Consider the following 20,209-nt stretch of genomic DNA (forward strand, 5'->3'; position numbering starts at 1 on the left):
ACGGCCTTCGCGCTGTCTACAGGTCGTAGCTGAGGACCAGCGTGTGGTTCTGCTCGGCGTCCATCTCGATGTTCGCCGTGCCGGAGATCCCGGCCAGCTCGCCGAAGCCCGAGCCGGTGAGGATCTTGAGCGTCAGGCCCGAGTCGTCGGCGGTGTGGTGCAGGACGAAGCCGCCCTTGCGGCCGTCGACTGAGACCTCGAGACGTTCGAAGGCGACATACGCGCGCGAAGTCGCGTTGGACGCCGAGAGCATCTCGACGGTGCTGGTCCCCTCCACCGCCCCGGTGAACGTCTTGGCGATGGCCACCCGGGCGAACTCGGTGCCGCCGGCCTCGTCGGTCGCCTGCGGCTCCCACTTGTCGAGGACGAACGACGCGGTCGCAGTGCTGGTCATGGCTTTCCCCTGTCTCGATGGTGGAGCCAGCTTGGCAGCCATACCTGACAGTTCGCGTCAGGTTTTGTCAGCGCCTCCGGTTGCCGAACAGCCCGCGCGTGATCTCCCGGCCCAGCGCGCTCGCGGCGGACCGCATGAACGACTTCACGGCCGGGTTCTTCATCGCCGACTCGATGAAACCCGGCTCGTCCTTGCCGGGAGCCTGCGCCGGGGCAGGAGCGTCAGGAGACGGGGCGGGGGCGGGCGCGGCGGCGACCTTGGCCGCGAGCTGCTCGTAAGCGGACTCGCGGTCGATCGTCTCGGCGTACTTCGCATGCAGGTCGGACGAAGAAACCGAAGCGGCGACAGCCTCGTCGCCGATCGAGCCCATCTTCGACCGCGGCGCCCGCAGCCGCGTCCACGCCACCGGCGTCGGCGCACCCCGCTCCGACAGCACCGTGACGATCGCTTCGCCGATGCCCAGCGACGTCAACGCCGTGTCGAGCTCGTAGAACTTCGTCTTCGGGTACGTCTTCACGGTCTTGGCCAGCGCCGCCTGGTCGTCCGGGGTGAACGCCCGCAGCGCGTGCTGGATCCGCGCGCCGAGCTGCGAAAGCACGTTGTTCGGGATGTCCGTGGGCAGCTGCGTGCAGAAGAACACGCCGACGCCCTTCGACCGGATCAGCTTCACGGTCTGCTCGATGCGTTCGAGAAACGCCTTCGACGCATCGTTGAACAGCAGGTGGGCTTCATCGAAGAAGAAGACCAGCTTCGGCTTGTCGAGGTCGCCTTCCTCCGGCAGCTCCTCGAACAGCTCGGCCAGCAGCCACATCAGGAACGTCGAGAACAGCGCCGGCTTCGACTGCAGGTTGTCCAGCTCCAGCAGTGTGACGACGCCCTTGCCGTCCCGTGCGCGCATGAGGTCGTGGACGTCCAGCTCGGGCTCGCCGAAGAAGTCCTCGCCGCCCTGCGCTTCGAGATTGGACAGGGACCGCAGGATCACGCCGGCCGTCGCGGCCGAGACCCCGCCGATGCCCTTGAGGTCCTCCTTGCCCTCGTCGCTGGTCAGGTGCGTGATCACCGACCGGAGGTCCTTCGTGTCCAGCAGCGCGAGGCCGCGCTGGTCCGCCCAGTGGAAGATCAGCCCGAGCGTCGACTCCTGCGTCTCGTTCAGCCCGAGCACCTTGGACAGCAGCACCGGACCGAAACTCGTGATCGTCGCGCGGATCGGCGAGCCCTTGCCGCCGGTCCCCAGCGAGAGGAACTGCACGGGGAACGCCGTGCCGGACCAGTCGTCGCCCAGCTCCTGAGAGCGCTTCGCGACCTTGTCGTTCGCCTCGCCGGCCGCGGCCAGCCCGGACAGGTCGCCCTTCACGTCCGCGAGCACCACCGGCACCCCGGCCGCCGACAGCTGCTCCGCCACCAGCTGCAACGTCTTCGTCTTGCCCGTTCCGGTCGCGCCGGCCACCAGGCCGTGCCGGTTCAGCGTCGCCAACGGCAGGCGCACCGCGGCCGCGGCGTCCGCCGTGCCGTCGATCACCACCGCGCCCAGCTCCAGCGCGGCACCCTCACTCGCATAACCGGCGGCGATCTCACTCGCCGGCGACCCCTGCTCCGTCACTTGCAGCTCCCCGATCGTGTGTCCTGCACCACACTGGGAGCGTAACGCGCCGTACGCACAGGTAACGCCCGTCGTATCCCCGTGTCGGGTTAGGGTCACCAGGTGACCGACCGCCTAGTCTGGATCGACTGCGAAATGACGGGGCTCGACCTCGGCAAGGAAGCGTTGATCGAAATCGCCGCCCTCGTCACCGACGCGGAGCTGAACGTGCTCGGCGACGGAGTCGACATCGTCATCCACGCCGACGAGGAAAAACTCGCCGGGATGCCCGACGTCGTCCGCGAGATGCACGCCCACTCCGGCCTCACCGAAGAGGTCCGCCGTTCGACCGTGACCCTCGAGGAAGCCGAACGCCGCGTCCTCGAGTACATCCGCGAGCACGTCCCCGAGTCGGGCACCGCGCCGCTCGCCGGCAACTCCATCGCCACGGACCGCGGCTTCATCGCCCGCGACATGCCGGACCTCGACGCCCACCTGCACTACCGCATGGTCGACGTCTCCTCCGTCAAGGAGCTCGTCCGCCGCTGGTACCCGCGGATCTACTACGCCAAGCCGGAGAAGGGCCTCGCGCACCGGGCCCTCGCCGACATCAAGGAATCCATCGGCGAACTCGACTACTACCGGCGCGTCGCCTTCGTGCCACAACCCGGCCCGACCAGCGACGAAGCCAAGGCTGTGGCCGCTGAAGTGCAGGAACGGCACCAGGGGTAACCCCCTGCAATCCGGTTGAGGGCACCCGCTACGATTACTCCCAGCGAGGTGATCGCAAGCGGATCCCCTTGGCAATGGTGGGCGTAGCTCAGCTGGTAGAGCACCTGGTTGTGGTCCAGGAGGTCGCGGGTTCGAAACCCGTCGCTCACCCCATCACCCCAGTTCGGACTTCGATCCGAGCTGGGGTTTTTGCGTTCCGCCGTCGGTGGCAACCCTCACGTCCGGATGGCTCAGCGTGCGAGCCGCCGTATGCCGGTGCACGGTGTTCGGGTGGCACGTTCAGGACCGAAGCTCAGGCGGAAGAAGAAACTGCGGTACGAGGACATCACCGTCGTCGACCAGTCGCTGCTCAAGCGCGCGGTGGGGGCCGCCGCGCTGGGCAATGCCATGGAGTGGTTCGACTTCGGCGTCTACGCCTACATCGCCGACACCATCGCCGAGGTGTTCTTCCCGCCGACCGTGTCCCCCGGCGTCCGGCTGATCGGGACGTTCGGCGCGTTCACCGCCGCCTTCCTCATGCGGCCGCTCGGCGGCCTGGTCTTCGGGCCGCTCGGCGACCGGATCGGGCGGCAGAAGGTCCTCGCCGTCACCATGATCATGATGGCCATCGGGACCCTCTGCATCGGGCTGATCCCGTCGTACTCGAGCATCGGCGTCTGGTCGCCGATCCTGCTGGTGGTCGCGCGGATGGTGCAGGGCTTCTCCACCGGCGGCGAGTACGGCGGCGCGACCACCTTCATCGCCGAGTACTCACCCGACAAACGACGCGGGTTCATGGGGTCCTGGCTCGAGTTCGGGACGCTGTCCGGGTACGTGCTCGGCGCGTCCGTCGTCACCGGGATGAAGGCGTGGGTCCCCCACGAGACACTGCTCGACTGGGGCTGGCGCATCCCGTTCCTGGTCGCCGGGCCGCTCGGGATCATCGGCCTCTACCTGCGGCTGAAGCTCGAAGAGACGCCCGCGTTCCAGAAGCACGCCGAAGAAGCGGAGAAGCGCGGGCGCTCCGGCGAGCCGTTCTGGAAGATGTTCACCGAGTACTGGCCCGCGCTGCTCATCTGCGTCGGCCTGGTGCTCGTGTTCAACGTCACCGACTACATGCTGCTGTCGTACATGCCGACGTACCTGTCCGAGCAGCTGCACCTCGACGCCACCCACGGCCTGCTGCTGATCATCGTCGTCATGGTCGTGATGATGCTGATCATCCTCGTCGGCGGGCGGATCACCGACCTCGTCGGCCGCAAGCCCGTCATGATGGCCGGCTGCATCGGGTTCGTCGTCTTCTCGTGGCCGCTGATGCTGCTGGTGCACGACGGCGGCCTCGTTCTCACCTTCCTCGGCCTGATGGGCCTCGGCCTGCTGTTGCTCTGCTTCGAGGTGTCGATGCCCGCAGCGTTGCCGGCGCTCTTCCCCACGGCCATCCGCTACGGCGCGTTGTCGATCGCGTTCAACATCTCGGTGTCGCTCTTCGGCGGCACGACGCCGCTGGTGATGCAGGCACTGATCTCGTCGACCAAGCACGACTTCTGGCCGGCCTGGTACCTGATGGCGGCCGGCGTGGTCGGCGCCGTCGCGGTGTTCTTCAGCCGCGAGACGGCGAACCAGCCCCTGTGGGGTTCGGGCCCGTCGGTCGCGACGGAGGCCGAGGCCCGGGAGCTGGTCCGCGACTCGGGTTAGTTGCCCGCCGTCCGCCACTCGTCCCAGGACAGCTGCCAGACGCTCCAGCCGTCGGTGGGCTCGAGCTTCGGGCCGCCGCTGTTCTGGACCGTGACGATGTCGCCCTTCTTGGACGTGTCCATCAGCCACTTCGTGTTGTCGGTCGAGAGGTTGAGGCAGCCGTGGCTGACGTTGCTGTGGCCCTGCTGCCGCACCGACCACGGCGCGGAGTGGTAGAAGATGCCGCTGTAGGACAGGCGCACCGCGTACTGGACGAAGGTGCTGTACCCGCCGGGCGCGTCTTCGGGGACGCCGTAGGTGGCGGAGTTCATGGTGTAGCCGGTGTGCTCGCTCATGACGGTGTAGGTGCCGGCCGGCGTGTTGTGGCCGGCCTTGCCCATGGAGGTCGGCATGGTCTTGACCTCCTTGTCGTTGATCGTGACGGTCATCTGGTGGGTCTGGCCGTCGGCGACCGCGACGAGCTTGTCGCCGACGGCGGCGTTGATCGTCTTGTCCTCGCGGCCGTAGCTGCCCTTGCCGAGCGCCTTGCCGTAGACGGCGGCGGCCACCTTGATCTTGGTGCCGCTCTTCCAGTAGTCCTTCGGCCGCCAGGTCACCTGCTTGTCGCCGGACCAGCGGAAGGCGCCCTCGGTGGCCGGCTCGGCGGTGACCTTGAGCGCCTTCTCGGCGGCAGCCTTGTCCGCGACGTTCCCGGTGAAGGTGAAGATCAGCGGCATCCCGACGCCGACGGTCTCGCCCTCGTCGAGGTTCACCGAGACGCCGAGCTGGCGCGCGGGCTTGACGGTGCTGAAGCTCGACTCGGCGCTGACCGGCTTCCCGTCGGTGCCGGTGGCGGTCGCGGTCAGCTTGTAGGTCTTGTTGTAGCCGAGCGGCTCGGCGGAGTCCCACCCGGAGCCATCGGCGCGCGCCTTCCCGGCGACGACCTTCCCATCGGCCCCGGTCAGCGTCACGGCACCGACCTTCCCATCGGCAACGACGACGCTGACGGGCTCCCCGGGCGCGACGTCCTTGGCATCCTTGGCGGGAGTGAGCGTGAGCGCGGCCGGCTTCACGGGAACCGGCGGTTTGCTCTGAGACGACGTCGGCGCCGGCGGTTCACCCGAAGGGCTACTGCTGCAGCCGGCCACCGTGAGGCCGATCACCCCCGCGGCCAAGAGCAGCCGCACCCCCGAACTCGTCATGCCCACCTGCCTGTTTCGCCGTCGATGTCCGACTACAGTGTGCCCGACCAGCCCCGACGGGGGTGCGGCAACGTCGAAACCCGGGTTGGGGACCCCCCGTGAAACGGCCTCCGAACCGGGTGCTAATCTTTTCCACGTCGCCGAGGGAAACCTCCGGCAGACACCGGCGCCATTAGCTCAATTGGCAGAGCAGCTGGCTCTTAACCAGCGGGTTCGGGGTTCGAGTCCCTGATGGCGCACCCCCACTCCCCAGGTTGAAGATCTCTTCAGTCTGGGGTTTTGTGGTATCCGGAATCATTTCTTCCGCTTCCTGTCCGTCCACAATGGTCGCCGAAGAGCCCGAGATGTGCCCGAGCTGTCGCGTTGCCGTCCGCGGGATGATCTTGGCCGTCGCCTCGGCTGCGGCCAGCGCCACCTCCGGCAGCACAGTGGTGTAGATGTCGGCGGTCACAGTGATCGACGAATGCCGCAGCATGCTCTGCACGACCTTCATGTCCGCACCCGCAGCGAGCTCCAGCGTCGCAGCACTGTGGCACAGATCATGCAGCCGGATCGGCGGCAGCCCCGCCTCACGTGCCAACTCCTGGAACCGGGCGGTGACATCGGCCGGGCGCAGCGGCCTACCGTCGGGCCCAGTGAACAAGAGGTCCGTGTCGATCCAGTCGCTACCAAGCCGCGCACGGGCCGCGTCCTGGTCGGCCTCATGCTGGCGAAGCACGAGGACCGTGTCGCCGTCCAAGGCCCCGATTCCTTCGGACTTGGTGGTCTTGGGCTTGGACTCACCGGTCTTCTCCCAGCCGTACTGCACGATCTGGTTCGCCACCAGCAGCATTGCCTGATCCAGATAGGTCTCCGAACGTCGCTGCCCGCATGCCTCCCCACGACGGAGCCCGGTGTGCGCTATCACGTTGAGCGTGCGAGGCTGGCGCTGGTGAGCGTGCGGTGCGCATCTCCGTCGACGAAGAGGCGCATGTTCCGGATCAGCTTCAGCGGGTCCTCCGGCGCCGCGGCGAGCTCGGTTTCGATCGCTTGCGCGTCACCCACCATGTCGGTCAGGCGGCCGCCGATGTTCCGGCTCAGGTCACGGATCACCTCCAGTTCGTTCAGGCGGTCGTTGGCTTCCCGCATGGACTTCCGCACGTCGTCAAGATCCTCCTCCTCAGCCGCCGATGCCGCGGCCTGGAGCAGGGCCCGTAGGGGGGATCGGCGCCAGTTGCGGATGTCGGCTTCGACGTCGCGGAGCGCGTGCAGGAAGAGCAGGTAGATCGTCGACCGCACATCGGAGGGCAAGGGCCGCTCCCCCTGGTCGCCACCGTAGACCGCACCGCGATCGCGCGGGACGGCCGCCGTGACGCCGTCGTCGATCGGCGCGAACCGGTAGGTCAGCCGCGCCCGGAGCGGTGCCTCGTCGAGCAAAGCTTCCGCGAGAGCGGCCAGGAGCTGCGGTTCCTGCTCGAAGTCGACGATGTCGATCGAGGCTTCGACGACTTCGCCGAGGGCCATCGGGTCGCGGTCAGTCCCGGGCGCTGCCCAGAAGTCCTCGCGGCCCAGCTGCCGGTCCGCATGGGAGAGGATTCCGTCAAGGATCAGCCTTAAGGCGTGCACGAGGTTGGTCTTGCCGACCCGGTTCGCGCCCACGACGACCGTTCCGGGGCGCAAGAAGATTTCGACATCCTCGAGGTTCCGGAAATTCTTCACGCTCAGTCGTTCGATGTGCATCGTGCTCCGCCCGGTGGTTCCGCGGGACCGTGGCTGTCCATGGTCAAGTCCTCGGCAGAGATATCGTGATCGCGTCGATGAGGTGTTGATGGATTGTGGAGGTCCTTTGTGGCGTCGTCCTAGGCGCAGGACCAGTACGTGGCCGACAACCGCGTCGCGGACCTCACCTTGGCGGGTCCCTGGTCGATTGCAGGGCCGGACAACAGGCCCGACTCGCAGGCGAAGAACGCCGAGTCCGCCTCGCGAGCCCGGCCGACATCGGCACCGCGCGCGGACCGGACGAGCTGTACTTGTCAGCACCTGCCGATCTTTGCCACGCTTCGAATTCACCGTCGCGGCAGCATCGGTGGCGGGGAGTCAGCGGTAGGCTGGAACTCGCTCGGCCTGTCGGCTTCGGGGAGGAATCAGGTGACGTTGGCCGCCATCCAGAGCGCGCTCCGGTCGGGCACACCTCTCAATATGGAACTCCGCCAGCTCGACTCGGCCCTGGTCCGGAAAGCCCTGTCACTCGTCGGAGACGGCGTCGATCCCCGTGGCCTCACCATTTCCAACGCCGGGCTGACCGGCCGGTTGGATCTGCGGGCGATGCGGTTCGCGCACCCTCTTCGATTCGATAATTGCACCTTCGACTCCGTCCTCGATCTCGAAGGCGCTTCCCTGTATGAGCTTTCCCTCACCGATTGCCCCAAGATCCCAGGCCTTCTCGCGAACGGTCTCACGCTCAGCCGGGACCTGACGCTCTCGGGTTCCCGCGTCGCCGGCAGCGAAAAGACGTCCGGCAGCACCTCCAAGGCTGCCGCGATCTGGCTCTGTGAAGCCGACATCGCCGGGAAGATCCTCTGCGTCGGAACCATCATCGATCCGGGCTGCGGGCGCGCCATCCACGCCGACCGGCTCCACGTCGGCGGTACGGTCCGCCTGCTCGATGGATTCATCGCGCGTGGGGAGATCCGGATGATCGGCGCACAGATCGACGGATCCATCGACTTCACCAACGTCTCCGTGCACAGCAGGCGGCGTGCCCTCGACCTCGCCGAGGCCGAAATCGGCGGCAGCATGTTCATCGTGAACCTGATCGGAACACGACCCTCGCACATCCGCGGGCTGATCGACATGGGCAACGCGCGCATCAAGGGAGAGCTTCTGCTGCGCAACACGGTGCTCGAAGAGAACACGTCGAAACGGGAGCCGGAAGAGTACGTCAGCGACAAGCGGCGCGGAACGACCATCAACGCGCCGAGATTGACCGTCGAGGGTGATGTCAGCTTCGAGGGCAACTGCGTCGTCGACGGCGGGATCGACCTCAGCCGCGCCAGTTTGGGGCACTTGATCTTCCACGCCGGCTGCACCCTACGAGCGCCGCATCGAACCGTCCTCGACCTGGCCAGGGCCGACCTCCACGCCGATCTGGTGCTCGCGCCCGGTGTGGAGGTCGCCGGAACCATCCGCATCACGAGCGCTCGCTTCGGCGGCAATGTCATTCTCGCCGGGGCCAAGCTGGATCGTCCGGAGGGACGGTCCCTGCTCGCCGCGCAAGCAGTTCAGGTCGCCGGCGATGTCGAGCTCCAGAATCTGGTCGCGACGGGCGGACAATTGCGTTTCCGCAACGCGACGCTGGGAAGCGTCTTCGACGCGGGCGGCGCGGAGCTGTCGAACCCGTCCGGTTCCACGATCAGCCTGCACCAGGCGGTCGTCGAGGGATCGGTCAACCTCAACGCCGGATTCACCTCGGTCGGCCGGGTCTCACTCAACCGCTGCCTCGTCAAGGGGCGTCTCGAGTGCTCGACGGGTAGCTTCACCGGCGCCCCGCATCCGGAAAGCCCCCGGAAGGCGAACGCTGTCGACGCCATCGCCGCCACCGTTCAAGGCGGGCTCTACCTGGGCTGGCGCGACCTCACCCCAGGCATCGACCTGACCGGCTGCACTACCTCGACGCTGGTCGACGACCCGGCCAGCTGGCCGCCCAGGTATTCCCTCTCAGGGCTGACCTACGACCGGTTCGGGCAGCTCCCGGGCTCGCCACCTGACTCGGTCTGGAACAGCCGAGATCGTCTCGCTTGGCTCGACGGGCAGACTGACTTCGACCGCGGTCCCTACGAACAAGCAGCTCAGGTCTTCCGTCGGCACGGCTTTCCAGCCGAAGCCGAGTCGTTCTTGATCGCACAACGAAGCCGGGCGCGTCGGCACTCACGGCAAGCAGGCCGGCGAGGTCACCCCAAATATGCGCTCAGGAACTTGCGAGACGCCCTCTACGGCGTCTCGGCCGGCTACGGCTTTCGGCCGGCACGCACCCTGTGGGCGATCCTCGCACTGCTCATCGCCGTGGTCATCGGCGTATACGTCCACCAGGCGGACTTCCGCGCCACCGACCCGCGTGGAAACGTCTACTCCCCCGGGGGCCGGCTGGTCACCGTCGCCGACGTACCCACCTCCAGCCCGGCACAGTCCACGAGCGGCCACCGAGGCGACTTCGCCACGAACGCCCCGGCTCCGGCGACGGCCGACGCCTGCGGCGATGGTCAGGTTCGCTGTTTCAACGGGTTCTTCTACGCCGTCGACACGGTCGTGCCGTTGATCTCGTTCAGCCAGCGCAGTACCTGGTACCCCGATACCCGGAGCCCGGCCGGGCTCATGCTGGAAATCCTGCTCAACACCGCGACTGTCCTGGGCTGGCTCCTCTCGTCGATCTTCGCGCTCTCATTCACGCGTTTCGCTCGAAATCTGTGAACCGCGCGCGTCGCCGAACTCGTCGCGCAGTTGGTCGCCGATCTTCCGGGATACGGGCGTGTCCGTAACACCGGCCGCCGGTGCAGAGACTCTGGTGGCGAGGAACGCACACCCGTCGATTCCTCGGACGCCGGAAAGCCCGGGAGGATGTGTGCCGCCGCGATCGCGTCGAAAACGTGCTGTTCTCGCCCTCGTGACGGTGGTCGTGCTGGCAGCGAGCGGGCTGACCGCCTGGCTGCTGACTGGCCCCTCCACTCCGTCCGAAGACACCGCGAGCGGCTCGTTCCGGGACATCGGCGGCGGCGTGAGCGTCTCGGACGGTGCGCCGTCGTCGATGGAGGCGATCCTCGACAACGTGGTTGCGAAGCCGTTCTTCGCGGGGACCGAGTCGCTTAACGGTGTCGTCCACCTGGCACCCGACGGGGATCTGCCGACGCCCGTCACACTCCGGTTCGCGCTGAACCGCCCCGTCGAAGCAGCAGACGTCGTCATCGGCGTCAACCGGACCGGCGCGGCCGACGGCTGGGAGCTCGTGGCACCAACCAAAGTGGAGAGTGGATTCGCCTACGTCACGACCGCCCACCTGTCGCGTTGGGACCCGCTGATCCGGCACTTCGGCGACCTGGTGGACACGGCCAAGACCGAGTTGAAGAAGAGCTTCGACACCCTGACCGGTGACGCGTTCGCGGAGGCGGAGCAGCCCAAGTGCGCCGGTGAGCGCGACGCCCGCGCTCAGGGCTACTCCATCGGCACGAAGGGAAGCGACCCACTCCACTGGTGCCTGGGCATCGAGAACGGCAAGCCGATCGTGCGGATCGTAGACAAACGGCGCTATCCGATCCTGGTCAACCACACCGGATTCACCGTCGCCGAGCGGCCAAAGGACCGGTTTGCCTTGCAGTGGGTCGCCCAGCAGTCCTTCAGCGACAAACGTACGGCCCTGATGCCGTTCGACCAGGCCGGGCTGGTGTTCCAGCTCGGCAACAGCCAGAACATCAGCTTCACGACCGAATACGACGGCTTCGCCGAGTCCCTGTACCAGCTCGAGTTCGGCCTGACCTCTTTGATCAACATTCTCACGCGGTTCGGCGCCGGGGGCGGCACGATCAGCAACGGCGCCCTCAAGATCAGCGAGTACGACCGGGTCGTCGAGAAGATGGCGAAGGCCCTCGGCATCAAGGAGTGCGCCGCGGCCGTCGACCAGCGGACGCCGGACGTCGGCGCCATCCTGAAGGGCTGCTTCAGCCCGGCGGCACTTGCGGAGATATTCGGCTGGCGAGGCGTGCTGCTGGGTGCGGTGATGGTCGCGGGCCCGGCCACCGAGTTCTTCCGCAGCCAGTTCGAGACCCTCCGCGATCTCCTCGGCGGTCGCGTTCGGGAGACCGTGACCGTCGGCTACCACCCGAAGGTGACTGACCAGGATCCCCACGTCGTGCGGTTCGACGGAGTCGGGTCGTTGAACTTCGACCTGACCGCGAACGATCTGCGCGAGCGTGGATACACCGACCAGGGCAATGCCTACGACCAGAACTCCCCGTCGTGCGTGCGGTACGCCAAGGGCAATCAAAGTCTCAGCGTCAGCGTCGAGGCCAAGACCGGCCGGATCCTCGCCGTGCGCAATTTCGGCGGCGACCAAGCCCTCCGTACCCAGGTCGGCGGGATCAGAGTTGGCTCCACCCTGGCCGAGCTGCGGAAGGCGTTCGCCGGTTACACCATCGACGAGCAGCTCGACCTCGACTTCGGGCAGGGCTCCAACGGCGTGGTCGTCAGCTCGGCGAAGGGTGCCATCGGCTTCGGCTTGGAGGACCGCAGCCAGGCAGACTACGCCGCAGGCCAGGCGAAGGTCTCCTACATCGTGGGCGTCGGGTTGCCAGGCCACGCTCCGACCAACCGGGAGGAAGGTTGCTGAGCCCACCGGTGATCAGGTACGCGAATCGCATAGTTCGATCAGGCGTAACAAATCATTGCCGGACAACGACCTGGATACGTGATCTCGGCAGCTCGTGAAACCCGTGCTTACCGGCAAAGGCGGTCCTGCGGATGAACGGATTCACCGTCGACCCGGCGGTGCTGCGCCGACTGGTCACCACACTGCGGAGCATCGACGAACAACTCGATCAGCTCGCGGTTACCGAGCCGTTGAGTCCAGAGGAGACCGGTCACGCACGGCTCGCGCACTCGGTCTCCGACTTCACCGGCCGGTGGGGCGAAGCACGGAAGCAGCTGGGCCAGCGGATCAAAGACTGCACAGACCACCTCGAAAGCGCGATCTCGGCGTACTGCCAGACCGAAGACGATGTCGTCCAGGCATTCGGAGGGAACAGGTGAGCTACCCCGCGCTGGGCCGAGACCCCGCTCCGGGAGAACCTGAGCGTGTCGAGAGCACCGCAAGCGTCTTCCGATCGGTCTCGCGCGATGCCAACGACGCCCGAAACAGGCTTCAGGCCATCAGCGACTCCGGCATCGACGCCGTTTGGACCGGTGACGCCGCGAAGGCGTTCGAACGATCACTGCACGAATTGTGCGCGGACCTCGATCGTCTGACGAACTCCTATGGCGACGCAGGCGATGCACTCGCTTCCTACGCCGCGGAACTCAGGCGGTGCAAGGACGATGCACGACAGCACGAAGCCGCCGCGGAAGCGGCCGAAGCCGACGAGGCGAACTTCACCAGCCGGCACCGGGAAGCAGCGGAAAGGTCAGCTACTTACGCCGCGCAGGCACGATCGGCGCAAGGCCGGATCGTGGCCTCCCGGCTGCAGCAGACCGTGAGCAACGCAGTGGGCGACGTCGCCGGAGCGACCACCGCTCAGAACCACATCACGCAAGACCTGCGCGTGAGCCAGGAAGCCGACTCGGCCAAGTACCAAGCGGACAGTGACGCACGGCACGCGGCGACTCAAGCCGACTCTGCCCGGCAACGCTTGGCCGCGGCTCGGCGCCTGGCCGATCAGGTTTCCGAACTCCAGCGCGACGCCGGCGACAGAGCTGCGACGAAAATCGACAACACGAGCAAGGCCGCCGACAAATACCACCGGAACACCTTCGAAATCATCTTGCGGGGCTTCAGCGACTTCATTGCATCGCCCGAGTTCGACCACTTCCTGAATGCCCTCTCGGAAGTGGGGTCCTTGCTGACCGCCGCAGCGCCGTTCGTCGGGATTTTCGCCCCTCATGCGGCGGCCGTGATGTATGGGGTCGGTCTCGCCGCGACCGGGGTCGTCGCACTCGGCCGCGGCGTCCGAGCTCTTCAGGATCACCGGAAAGCCGGCGAAGCCGGTGAAGCCCTTCTCAGCTTCGGCTTCACGCTTTTGGGAGGTGTTGGCAAAGCCGGGGCTCTGCGTGGCAACGGTGCGAACCTCAACTGGTCGAACGACGTCAAGGAACTCAAGGCAAACTTCGGGCCCGAGCTGAAGCGGCTGGTGAGCCCGGCTGACCACGGCAGCCATGTCGTGCTGAACAGCGCGAAGCTCTCCGGCCCACTCAAGCAACTGACCGAAGGGGTCACCACCGCGAAAGTGCCCTTGGGCATCCAGAACATGGCTCACGGCCACCCGGTTTCGGCAGCGGCGAGAACGATCGTCGCGCGTGGCTATTTCGCCGGTAACGTCGCCATGGAGCCGGTCTCGGTTATAACCGCTCCGGCACTGCTGCTGACAACCGGAACCGAGGTTGTCAGCGACCTCACCGATTGCGAAAATCCCATTCCCCCCGCGGTGAACAAGACTGTCGAGTACAGCGACTACGCGTCCACAGCCTGGAAACAGCTCTGAGACCAGAATCGCACGAAAAGTGAGGACACCCGAGATGCCGATCGAAGCCCCAAACCGCCAGATCGGTGTCCGGTTGCCGAAGGACTGGCTCGAGATCGACCCCCGAGCCGAGGACCTCATCGCCGAGCTCACCCGGACCGCTCGCGAACACCACGGCGATGACGTCGACGAGGACCTGATCGCCCGGTTGGCCGGGCCGCTCGCGCTCGAGCTGCGCCGGCTGACCGCGAGCACCGACTTGATCCTGGCCGGCTTCTTCGCCGAGATCGTCGACACCGGCTCACCGCAGCCCATGCTGATCACCGCGAACGTCGCGATCGCCCTCTCGCCCCCTGTCGGCGATCTCCAGCAGATGCGACGCCAGATCGAACACGACGCGCGTGACACGGACCCCGAGATCACCACCCGGGAACTGCCCGCCGGACTGGCGGTATCGACCGCCGGGCACATCGAAGTCAGCCACCCTGGCTGGTCGGACACCGTGCCGGCGTTCACCCGCCGGTTCTACGTCCCGGTGCCTGGTCTCGGCCGCGTCGCCGCGCTGACCTTCGTCACTCCGAACCTCGACCTCGTCGAGGAGTTCGACGAGGTCTTCGCTGCGATCGCCGGCACCCTCTCTTTCGACAGCTAGTCCCGAGCCGCGGCCGGCCGCGACGCCAGGGTGATGTCCGCGGCCTGCCCCAGCTCCGCTTCACCGTGGGACACGAGGTAGCCGCGCCCCGCCGGGAAGTCGAACGTCGGGCGGGGGAAGTCCACTCCGAGGAGTTCACCGCGCTCCGGCCGCAGCACCAGTCCCGCCTCGGCTTTGGCGAGCACCTTCACCAGTCCCTGCCCGAACGCCAGCTTGTCCGCGCGACACGCCCCCACGAGCGCCGGGCTGCCGGCATTGCCGAACTCGACCAGTCTCGGGTCGGGCAGCGCCAGGCCGTCCGCGTCGTCGACGAACAGCACTTCGACGCCACGTGCCAGCACATCGGCGAGGTCGCCGGTGCCCACGACGTCGACTCCGCTGTCCGCCAGCGCGATGTGCGCCGCATCCCGTCGTGGCGCGACCACCGCGACGCGCTGGCCGCGGCGGGCCGCGGTGAACGCCGCCGAGCACAGCGCCGTGCTGCGCCCGGATCTGCGGGGACCGGCGATGGTGACGACCCGTTCGGCCGACAAGTCGACCCAATGCGGTGCCAGCCGGTCTCCCCCGATCCCGAGCATGAGCGCCGGCCCGGAACCGGGCCCCTCACCGACGACCGACGCGTCCGAGGGCGCGAACCGGGACGGCAGCCGGTCGATCCGGAGCGGCTGCCGGTCGGACGACTCGCCCCAGCGCTGCGCGACGCTGTCGACCACCGCGGTCAGCGCGGCTTGCTGAGCCGGCCCCGAGGGATCCTCGATCAGCAGCGGCAGCTGCACGAACGTGGCGTCCGACTGGCAGAGTGCCCGTCCGGCAGGCAACGCGGTGACGTCCACGCGAGCGGGGAACCCCAGCATCGACAAGCGGTCGTTGTCGGACTGGCGCAGGCTCAACCGGTACTCGAACAACCTCGCGAACGTCGTCCGGACGCCGGAGCCGCTTGTCGTCACGCAGAAGGTCACGCCCGCTGCCGGTCCGTTCTCCAATGCCCGGCGAAGCAGATCGGCGTTCTGTTCTCGCTCGAGAACCGTGTCGACGCCGTCGATCAGCACGACGAGGTGCGGCGGTGCGGTCTGCTCGACCTCGCGCAGCTCGTTCAGGTTCGCCACTCCAAAGCCGGCGAACAGCTCCCGCCGCGCCTTGAGCTCGGCCTCGAGCCGGATCAGCAACCGCTCCACCCGCCAGACTTCACCGGCGTTCGCCACCACCCCGGCGTGCGGTGCCCGAGCGATGTCGTCGAGCCCGTGGCCCGCGTCGATGACGTGCAGCTGAACTGAGTCAGGCCCGGCACTCCGCAGACAACTCGCGGCGATCGCTCGCAGTGCGCTGGTGCGTCCGGACTGCGGCGCACCGACGATCAGGACGTTGCCGGTACCCAGCCGGGGCGCATACGCGTCTTGCCGCTGTTCGTGCGGGACATCTCGCATTCCCAACTGGAGGGAGAGTTCGGTGGCGGGCAGCTCGTCGAGGACGATGACCGGCCGGAGGGGCGGCAGCCAGGCGCGGTGGGGAGGCCGGAGACCGTCCGCGGCCGCCGCGGATGTCACCGCATCGATCAGGTCGTCCAGCTCGGTCCGCGGCTGGTCACCGGACGAGGCCTCGGACTTTTCCGGAATGTCCAGGTCCTGCTCCCGCAGCGGCACCACCCGCAGTTCGACCACCTGTACGGCACCGCTGGGTGCGCCGGACCAAGCCGTCTGGACGATGCGCAGGTTGTCCGCCTGGCGGAGTACGGCACGGCCCTTCTGGCGCTGCCCGATCTGACCGGCGAGCGGGCTGTCCAACAGCAGGTCGCTGCCGGCTCGGCTGACCTTCAGCGCGACGCGCAGCGCCGAGTTGTCCTTGATGTTCTTCTTCACGTCCCCTTCGGTCTGGGTCGCCAGCAGCAGGTGCACGCCGAGCGCGCGCCCCACGCGGGCCAGACCGACGAGATCGTCCACGGCGCTCGGCAGCAGATCGTTGAGCTGCGCGAACTCGTCGACCGCGACGACCAGGCGGGACAGCTTCGGCAGATCCGTGCCGGCGCGCCGGGTCTCGTAGTCGGTGAGCGCGTTGGCCTCGGCCAGCTTGAAGAGCCGTTGCCGCCGCTCCAGTTCGGCTTTCAAGGAAGCGAGGAACCGCGTGGGCGATCCATCGAGGTTGGTCGCGGTGCCGATGGCGTGCGGGAGCCGGTTGAGGTCCTTGAACGTCGCTCCGCCCTTGAAGTCCACGAACAGGAAGCTGAGGTTTTCCGGGGTGTTCGCCAAGGCCAGCGAAGCCAGCAGCGTGACCAGGAACTCGCTCTTCCCTGCGCCGGGCATGCCGACGATGACGCCATTGGGGCCGTCCTTGGCGATGTCGACCAGCACCCGGCCGGAGATGTCCACCCCGATGGGAACCGAGGTGCACGCGGGCACCAGCCGCCAAGCCGCCCGCACCGCGTCGGCGTCCATCGGCGGTACGAGTTCCGTCAGCCGCACCAGCTCCGGGAGCTCCGCCGCCCCTGCGGCGCCCACGACTCGCAGCGGCGCCAACGTGCGCGCGACCCGCTCACCGGCTTCGTCGTCGATCCGATCGGTCGTGATGCCGAACGCGTCCCCGCGATCGAGGCTGAGGCGATCCCCGGCCGAAGACAGGTGCAGGACCGCGGTGCACACGTCGGGCAGAGCGGCCGGTGACGCGTCGATGCAGACGAACCGGATACCGGCGTACCGCCCGCGCTGCAGCAGTTCGGCGACGTCCGGCCGTTCGCAGAGTTCTCGGGTGCCCGACAGCACGACAAGCGTGTCGGCTGCAATTTCGCCGCGGTGCGGTGCCTCGAGCCGGTTCTGCGTCTGGTCGTTGAGCGCGGCCACGACCGGAGCGACCGCGTCCTCGATCCACGCCGCCAGGACACCGCCGGTGGCCGCGCGCGCGTGTGGCAACCACCTCGTCCACATCGGAGCGCCGCCGCGCGGGGCGATCACCACGATCTTCAGCTCGTCGGGTCCGTGCAGCACCGCGGCCTGGACGAGCACCCAGTCCATCACCGCGCGGGCGCCGTCACCGGCGATCCCCAGCGCGCCCGCCGCGGCGAGGTCGACACCAACCGGCGCGCCTCCGAGACGTGGTGCGGCCCAGCCGTCGGCCGGGGCCGGGCCGTGCAGCTTCACGCTCGCGCTCCGAGTCCAGCTGCCGAGCCGCAGGCGCAACCAGTCATCGTCGTCACGACGTCGCTGCCAAAGTCCGGGCGCGGCCGTGCCGGCCCAGCTCAGGACCATCGCCGGAGCCGGCCATTCCCGGCGCAGGTAGGCGTCCTCGTCGTCGACAGCGGCGTGGATGGCGATCTTCGCCTCGGTGAGCCGTCGCTCGTAGTCCGCAGCGCTTCCGTCCCGTTGCCGCCGCGCATTGCGCCGGCTGTTCCACCACATCCCGATGGTCATCACCGGCGAGAGAAGCGCGAACAACAGGAAGAGGTACTGCCGCGTGAACAGCACCATCGCACCGCTGACCAGCAGCGGACCCACGATCATGATCACGAGTGGGATGCGGGGCGGCGTGTGCTGCTGGGGAAGCGGCGGAAGGGTCACTTCGGCCTCCGGACGCCGGGGACGCGTCCGCGGAGCCCGGTTGACCAGGCGTCCGCCGTGGCCGTCGCGGCTCGGCGCGCTCTCCGCGACCGCGTTCTCGACCGCCAGCCGAGTGCCGCCGACCTGGAGCAGCTCGCCGGGCGGCACCACCTGGGTCTCCTTCGCGCGCAGCACCCTGGCGTCGGTGAACCGGGCGTCCCGGCTCACCGACGTCCCGTTGCTGGAACCGTGGTCGATCACCTCGATCCGGTCGCCGTCCCAGCGCACACTGCAATGCACGCGCGAAACATCGGGGTCGGTCAAGGACAGCTGCGCCGACGAGCTTCGGCCGACAACGACGACGTCGCCCCGAGCCAGTCGATGGGATGCTCCGGCGTCGCGCCCGGACACGACGCGAAGCAGCGGCTCCGATCGGTTTCGGCGCGGTTCGGGTGCGACGTCCGCGATTCCGAACTCCACGATCGCGCCGTCCCGCAACGCGGATTCACCGACGGGGTCTTCCCCGGCGAGTGACCGGCCGTCGATGTGCGCCGCGCCCGTACACCCGGCGGCTGCGCGCAGAACACCGACAACTTCGTCGATGGAGTTTTCCGGTACGCATTCGATACCGAAATCGCGTAACACGGAGTCCCGCGGACCACGGACGGACAATCGGATGCGCACGCCTTCTCCCAGGTATTTCGTAGTTGTCACAGAACTATCGCCGCCGAGCTGACGAGCGCTACGCTTCGGTCGTGCATTTCTCGAATCGCGGCGATGAAGTCCCGGAAATTCCCGGACTGTCCCAGTTGACTCCACTGGCGAGCGGTGGGTTCGCCACCGTTTACCGTGCCGTTCAGGAAAACTTCGACCGCCCGGTCGCCGTCAAGGTCTTCCACGCTTCGGCGCTGGATCGGCGTGCCCGCGAATCATTCCTCGACGAATGCCGCGCCATCGGCAAGCTGTCCAGCGGTCTTGACGTCATCACGATGTACGACAGCGGATTGACTCCCGGGCGGGAAAGCCGCCCGTACCTGGTCATGGAACTGTGCCAGCAGTCGCTGGCCTCGCGCATCGCCACCGGCGGCCCGCTGCCGGCCGGCGAGGTGGCTCGGATCGGGCAGCGGATCGCCACCAGCCTGAACGCGGTGCACGGCAAGCAGCTGGTGCACGGCGACATCACGCCGCCGAACATCCTCTTCCGCGGCGCCGTTGACCCCGTGCTCACCGACTTCGGCCTGTCACTGCTCGCCGACGCCGCGGGAGCGAGAGCCGAATACGCCACCTGGGAGCACGCTGCACCCGAGGTGTACCACGGTTCCTCGACGCTGCGATCCGACATCTACGGTCTCGGTTCGACGCTCTACACCGCCCTCACGGGACAGCCGCCGGTACCCCGGCACCCGGGGGAATCGCTTCGCGACTACCGGCTGCGTGCGGTCAGCACTCCCGCTCCGAGGCTGGGCGACGAAGTTGCTGGTGCCGGATTCGCCGCGGTCTTGGCGAAGGCCCTCGCCGAAAACCCGTTGGAGCGGCACGCGAGCGGGAACGAACTCGCACTGGAGCTCGCTGCCCTCGCTCCGGTCGCCTCCAGCGGCCGCCCCGCGCCGGCGGCGGGCTGGGAACCAGCCGCACCGGTCGTTCCGCCGTCGTCCCAGCCCGCGACCGGACTGCGTCCCGAATGGCGGCCGCACGCCGAGCTCGCCGAAGCGGCCGGTCATCAGCGATCGGCAGCCGCGACGTCTCTGCGGCCTTCTCTCGCCGATGAGGCGATCACGAGACGGCGGCCGGCCGCGACCCGCTGGCTCGTGGCCGGCGCCGCCACCCTGGTGGTGCTGCTCGGCGGTGGAACGCTGTGGCTGGTGAACGCCGGGGAGACAGCGGATTCCGCTGTGCCCGGTCCGGCCGCTCCGGCGCCCGTAACGACCGAACCGAGTACGTCTGTCGCGGCCACCGCTCCCGTGCTCGCCCCGCCGGAGGACCTCGGGAAGCAGGTACGCCTCTCCTGGACCGGCGGCGCGGACTGGGACTACGCGGTCGTGATCGCCGAAGACGGCGCCACCACCCCGACCGTTAAGCTCGCCGACCGCCAGACGACCTTCACCGTGGACGTCGCCCAAGGAAAGCGGTACTGCTTCCAGATCCAGGCCACCTGGGACAGCGGAAACCGCACCGCAGCCAGCCAAAGCCTCGGGATCCGCCAGGCTCAGTGCGTGCACCTGAGCACCTAGCTCGCTACGAACATCGAAGCGGGCGCCGACGAACCGGCGCCCGC

13 protein-coding genes, 2 tRNA genes and 1 pseudogene are annotated in these 20,209 nt (G+C 67.8%); 10 read left to right on the top strand and 6 right to left on the bottom strand.

From position 1 onward, the window contains the following. Positions 1-16 precede the first annotated feature (16 nt). Complete coding sequence (locus tag ACERZO_RS39310; RefSeq protein WP_372671090.1) at positions 17-394, bottom strand: DUF3224 domain-containing protein; 378 nt, start codon at positions 392-394, stop codon at positions 17-19. Between the two features lie 67 nt (positions 395-461). Further along, positions 462-1,994 carry a helicase HerA-like domain-containing protein gene (locus tag ACERZO_RS39315; RefSeq protein ID WP_372671091.1) on the bottom strand — a complete coding sequence of 511 codons (1,533 nt, stop codon included), beginning with the start codon at positions 1,992-1,994 and terminating at the stop codon, positions 462-464. Positions 1,995-2,096: 102 nt separating this feature from the next. On the opposite strand from ACERZO_RS39315, the gene orn reads away from it, so the two are divergent. From orn to proP, 3 genes are all read left to right on the top strand, one after another. Continuing rightward, a complete protein-coding gene (gene orn, locus ACERZO_RS39320; protein WP_372671092.1) occupies positions 2,097-2,705 on the top strand; it encodes an oligoribonuclease in 609 nt (202 codons plus the stop codon). Between the two features lie 77 nt (positions 2,706-2,782). After that, a tRNA-His gene (locus ACERZO_RS39325) sits at positions 2,783-2,858 on the top strand. A gap of 96 nt (positions 2,859-2,954) precedes the next feature. After that, complete coding sequence (gene proP, locus ACERZO_RS39330) at positions 2,955-4,379, top strand: glycine betaine/L-proline transporter ProP (RefSeq protein ID WP_372671228.1); 1,425 nt, start codon at positions 2,955-2,957, stop codon at positions 4,377-4,379. Here the strand turns inward: proP and ACERZO_RS39335 are convergent. Beyond that, positions 4,376-5,560 (bottom strand): L,D-transpeptidase, encoded by a 1,185-nt coding sequence (locus ACERZO_RS39335; RefSeq protein ID WP_372671093.1) that lies wholly within the window; start codon positions 5,558-5,560, stop codon positions 4,376-4,378. The two genes, proP and ACERZO_RS39335, sit on opposite strands and share 4 nt — an antisense overlap. Before the next feature lie 166 nt (positions 5,561-5,726). Here ACERZO_RS39335 and ACERZO_RS39340 point away from each other — a divergent pair. Continuing rightward, positions 5,727-5,799 (top strand) — tRNA-Lys (locus ACERZO_RS39340). Positions 5,800-6,044: 245 nt separating this feature from the next. Here ACERZO_RS39340 and ACERZO_RS39345 read toward each other — a convergent pair. Both ACERZO_RS39345 and ACERZO_RS39350 read right to left on the bottom strand, forming a co-directional pair. Next, positions 6,045-6,467: pseudogene (locus ACERZO_RS39345) on the bottom strand (tyrosine-type recombinase/integrase); the annotation flags it as partial. Further along, the gene (locus tag ACERZO_RS39350; RefSeq protein WP_372671094.1) at positions 6,464-7,279 is read right to left on the bottom strand and encodes an AAA family ATPase; all 816 of its coding nucleotides are present in this window, start codon (positions 7,277-7,279) and stop codon (positions 6,464-6,466) included. The gene ACERZO_RS39350 and the pseudogene ACERZO_RS39345, both read right to left, overlap by 4 nt. Before the next feature lie 138 nt (positions 7,280-7,417). On the opposite strand from ACERZO_RS39350, the gene ACERZO_RS39355 reads away from it, so the two are divergent. The 5 genes from ACERZO_RS39355 to ACERZO_RS39375 all read left to right on the top strand — a co-directional run bounded on the left by ACERZO_RS39355 (position 7,418) and on the right by ACERZO_RS39375 (position 14,410). After that, the gene (locus tag ACERZO_RS39355; protein WP_372671095.1) at positions 7,418-10,006 is read left to right on the top strand and encodes a hypothetical protein; all 2,589 of its coding nucleotides are present in this window, start codon (positions 7,418-7,420) and stop codon (positions 10,004-10,006) included. 193 nt (positions 10,007-10,199) lie between these two features. After that, complete coding sequence (locus tag ACERZO_RS39360; RefSeq protein WP_372671096.1) at positions 10,200-11,915, top strand: hypothetical protein; 1,716 nt, start codon at positions 10,200-10,202, stop codon at positions 11,913-11,915. A gap of 131 nt (positions 11,916-12,046) precedes the next feature. Further along, the gene (locus ACERZO_RS39365; RefSeq protein ID WP_372671097.1) at positions 12,047-12,334 is read left to right on the top strand and encodes a hypothetical protein; all 288 of its coding nucleotides are present in this window, start codon (positions 12,047-12,049) and stop codon (positions 12,332-12,334) included. Continuing rightward, on the top strand, positions 12,331-13,779 hold the full coding sequence (locus ACERZO_RS39370) for a WXG100 family type VII secretion target (RefSeq protein WP_372671098.1): 1,449 nt from the start codon (positions 12,331-12,333) through the stop codon (positions 13,777-13,779). Before ACERZO_RS39365 ends, ACERZO_RS39370 begins: the two co-directional genes overlap by 4 nt. Before the next feature lie 34 nt (positions 13,780-13,813). Then, the gene (locus tag ACERZO_RS39375; RefSeq protein WP_372671099.1) at positions 13,814-14,410 is read left to right on the top strand and encodes a hypothetical protein; all 597 of its coding nucleotides are present in this window, start codon (positions 13,814-13,816) and stop codon (positions 14,408-14,410) included. Here ACERZO_RS39375 and ACERZO_RS39380 read toward each other — a convergent pair. Continuing rightward, a complete protein-coding gene (locus ACERZO_RS39380) occupies positions 14,407-18,753 on the bottom strand; it encodes an FtsK/SpoIIIE domain-containing protein (RefSeq protein WP_372671100.1) in 4,347 nt (1,448 codons plus the stop codon). The two genes, ACERZO_RS39375 and ACERZO_RS39380, sit on opposite strands and share 4 nt — an antisense overlap. On the opposite strand from ACERZO_RS39380, the gene ACERZO_RS39385 reads away from it, so the two are divergent. Further along, positions 18,690-20,165, top strand: coding sequence for a serine/threonine-protein kinase (locus tag ACERZO_RS39385; protein WP_372671101.1), 1,476 nt, complete (start codon positions 18,690-18,692; stop codon positions 20,163-20,165). The genes ACERZO_RS39380 and ACERZO_RS39385 overlap by 64 nt on opposite strands. The last annotated feature ends 44 nt before the right edge of the window (positions 20,166-20,209 follow it).

The sequence above is a fragment of the Amycolatopsis kentuckyensis genome, from assembly GCF_041679295.1.
In the GTDB taxonomy this organism is placed as follows: domain Bacteria; phylum Actinomycetota; class Actinomycetes; order Mycobacteriales; family Pseudonocardiaceae; genus Amycolatopsis; species Amycolatopsis kentuckyensis_A.

Bases quoted from the DNA above. Each gene is read 5' to 3' on its own strand.
- proP (WP_372671228.1), top strand. From the start codon at position 2,955: ATGCCGGTGCACGGTGTTCGGGTGGCACGTTCAGGACCGAAGCTCAGG.
- ACERZO_RS39310 (WP_372671090.1), bottom strand. From the start codon at position 394: ATGACCAGCACTGCGACCGCGTCGTTCGTCCTCGACAAGTGGGAGCCG.
- ACERZO_RS39365 (WP_372671097.1), top strand. From the start codon at position 12,047: ATGAACGGATTCACCGTCGACCCGGCGGTGCTGCGCCGACTGGTCACC.
- ACERZO_RS39375 (WP_372671099.1), top strand. From the start codon at position 13,814: ATGCCGATCGAAGCCCCAAACCGCCAGATCGGTGTCCGGTTGCCGAAG.
- ACERZO_RS39335 (WP_372671093.1), bottom strand. From the start codon at position 5,560: ATGACGAGTTCGGGGGTGCGGCTGCTCTTGGCCGCGGGGGTGATCGGC.
- ACERZO_RS39350 (WP_372671094.1), bottom strand. From the start codon at position 7,279: ATGCACATCGAACGACTGAGCGTGAAGAATTTCCGGAACCTCGAGGAT.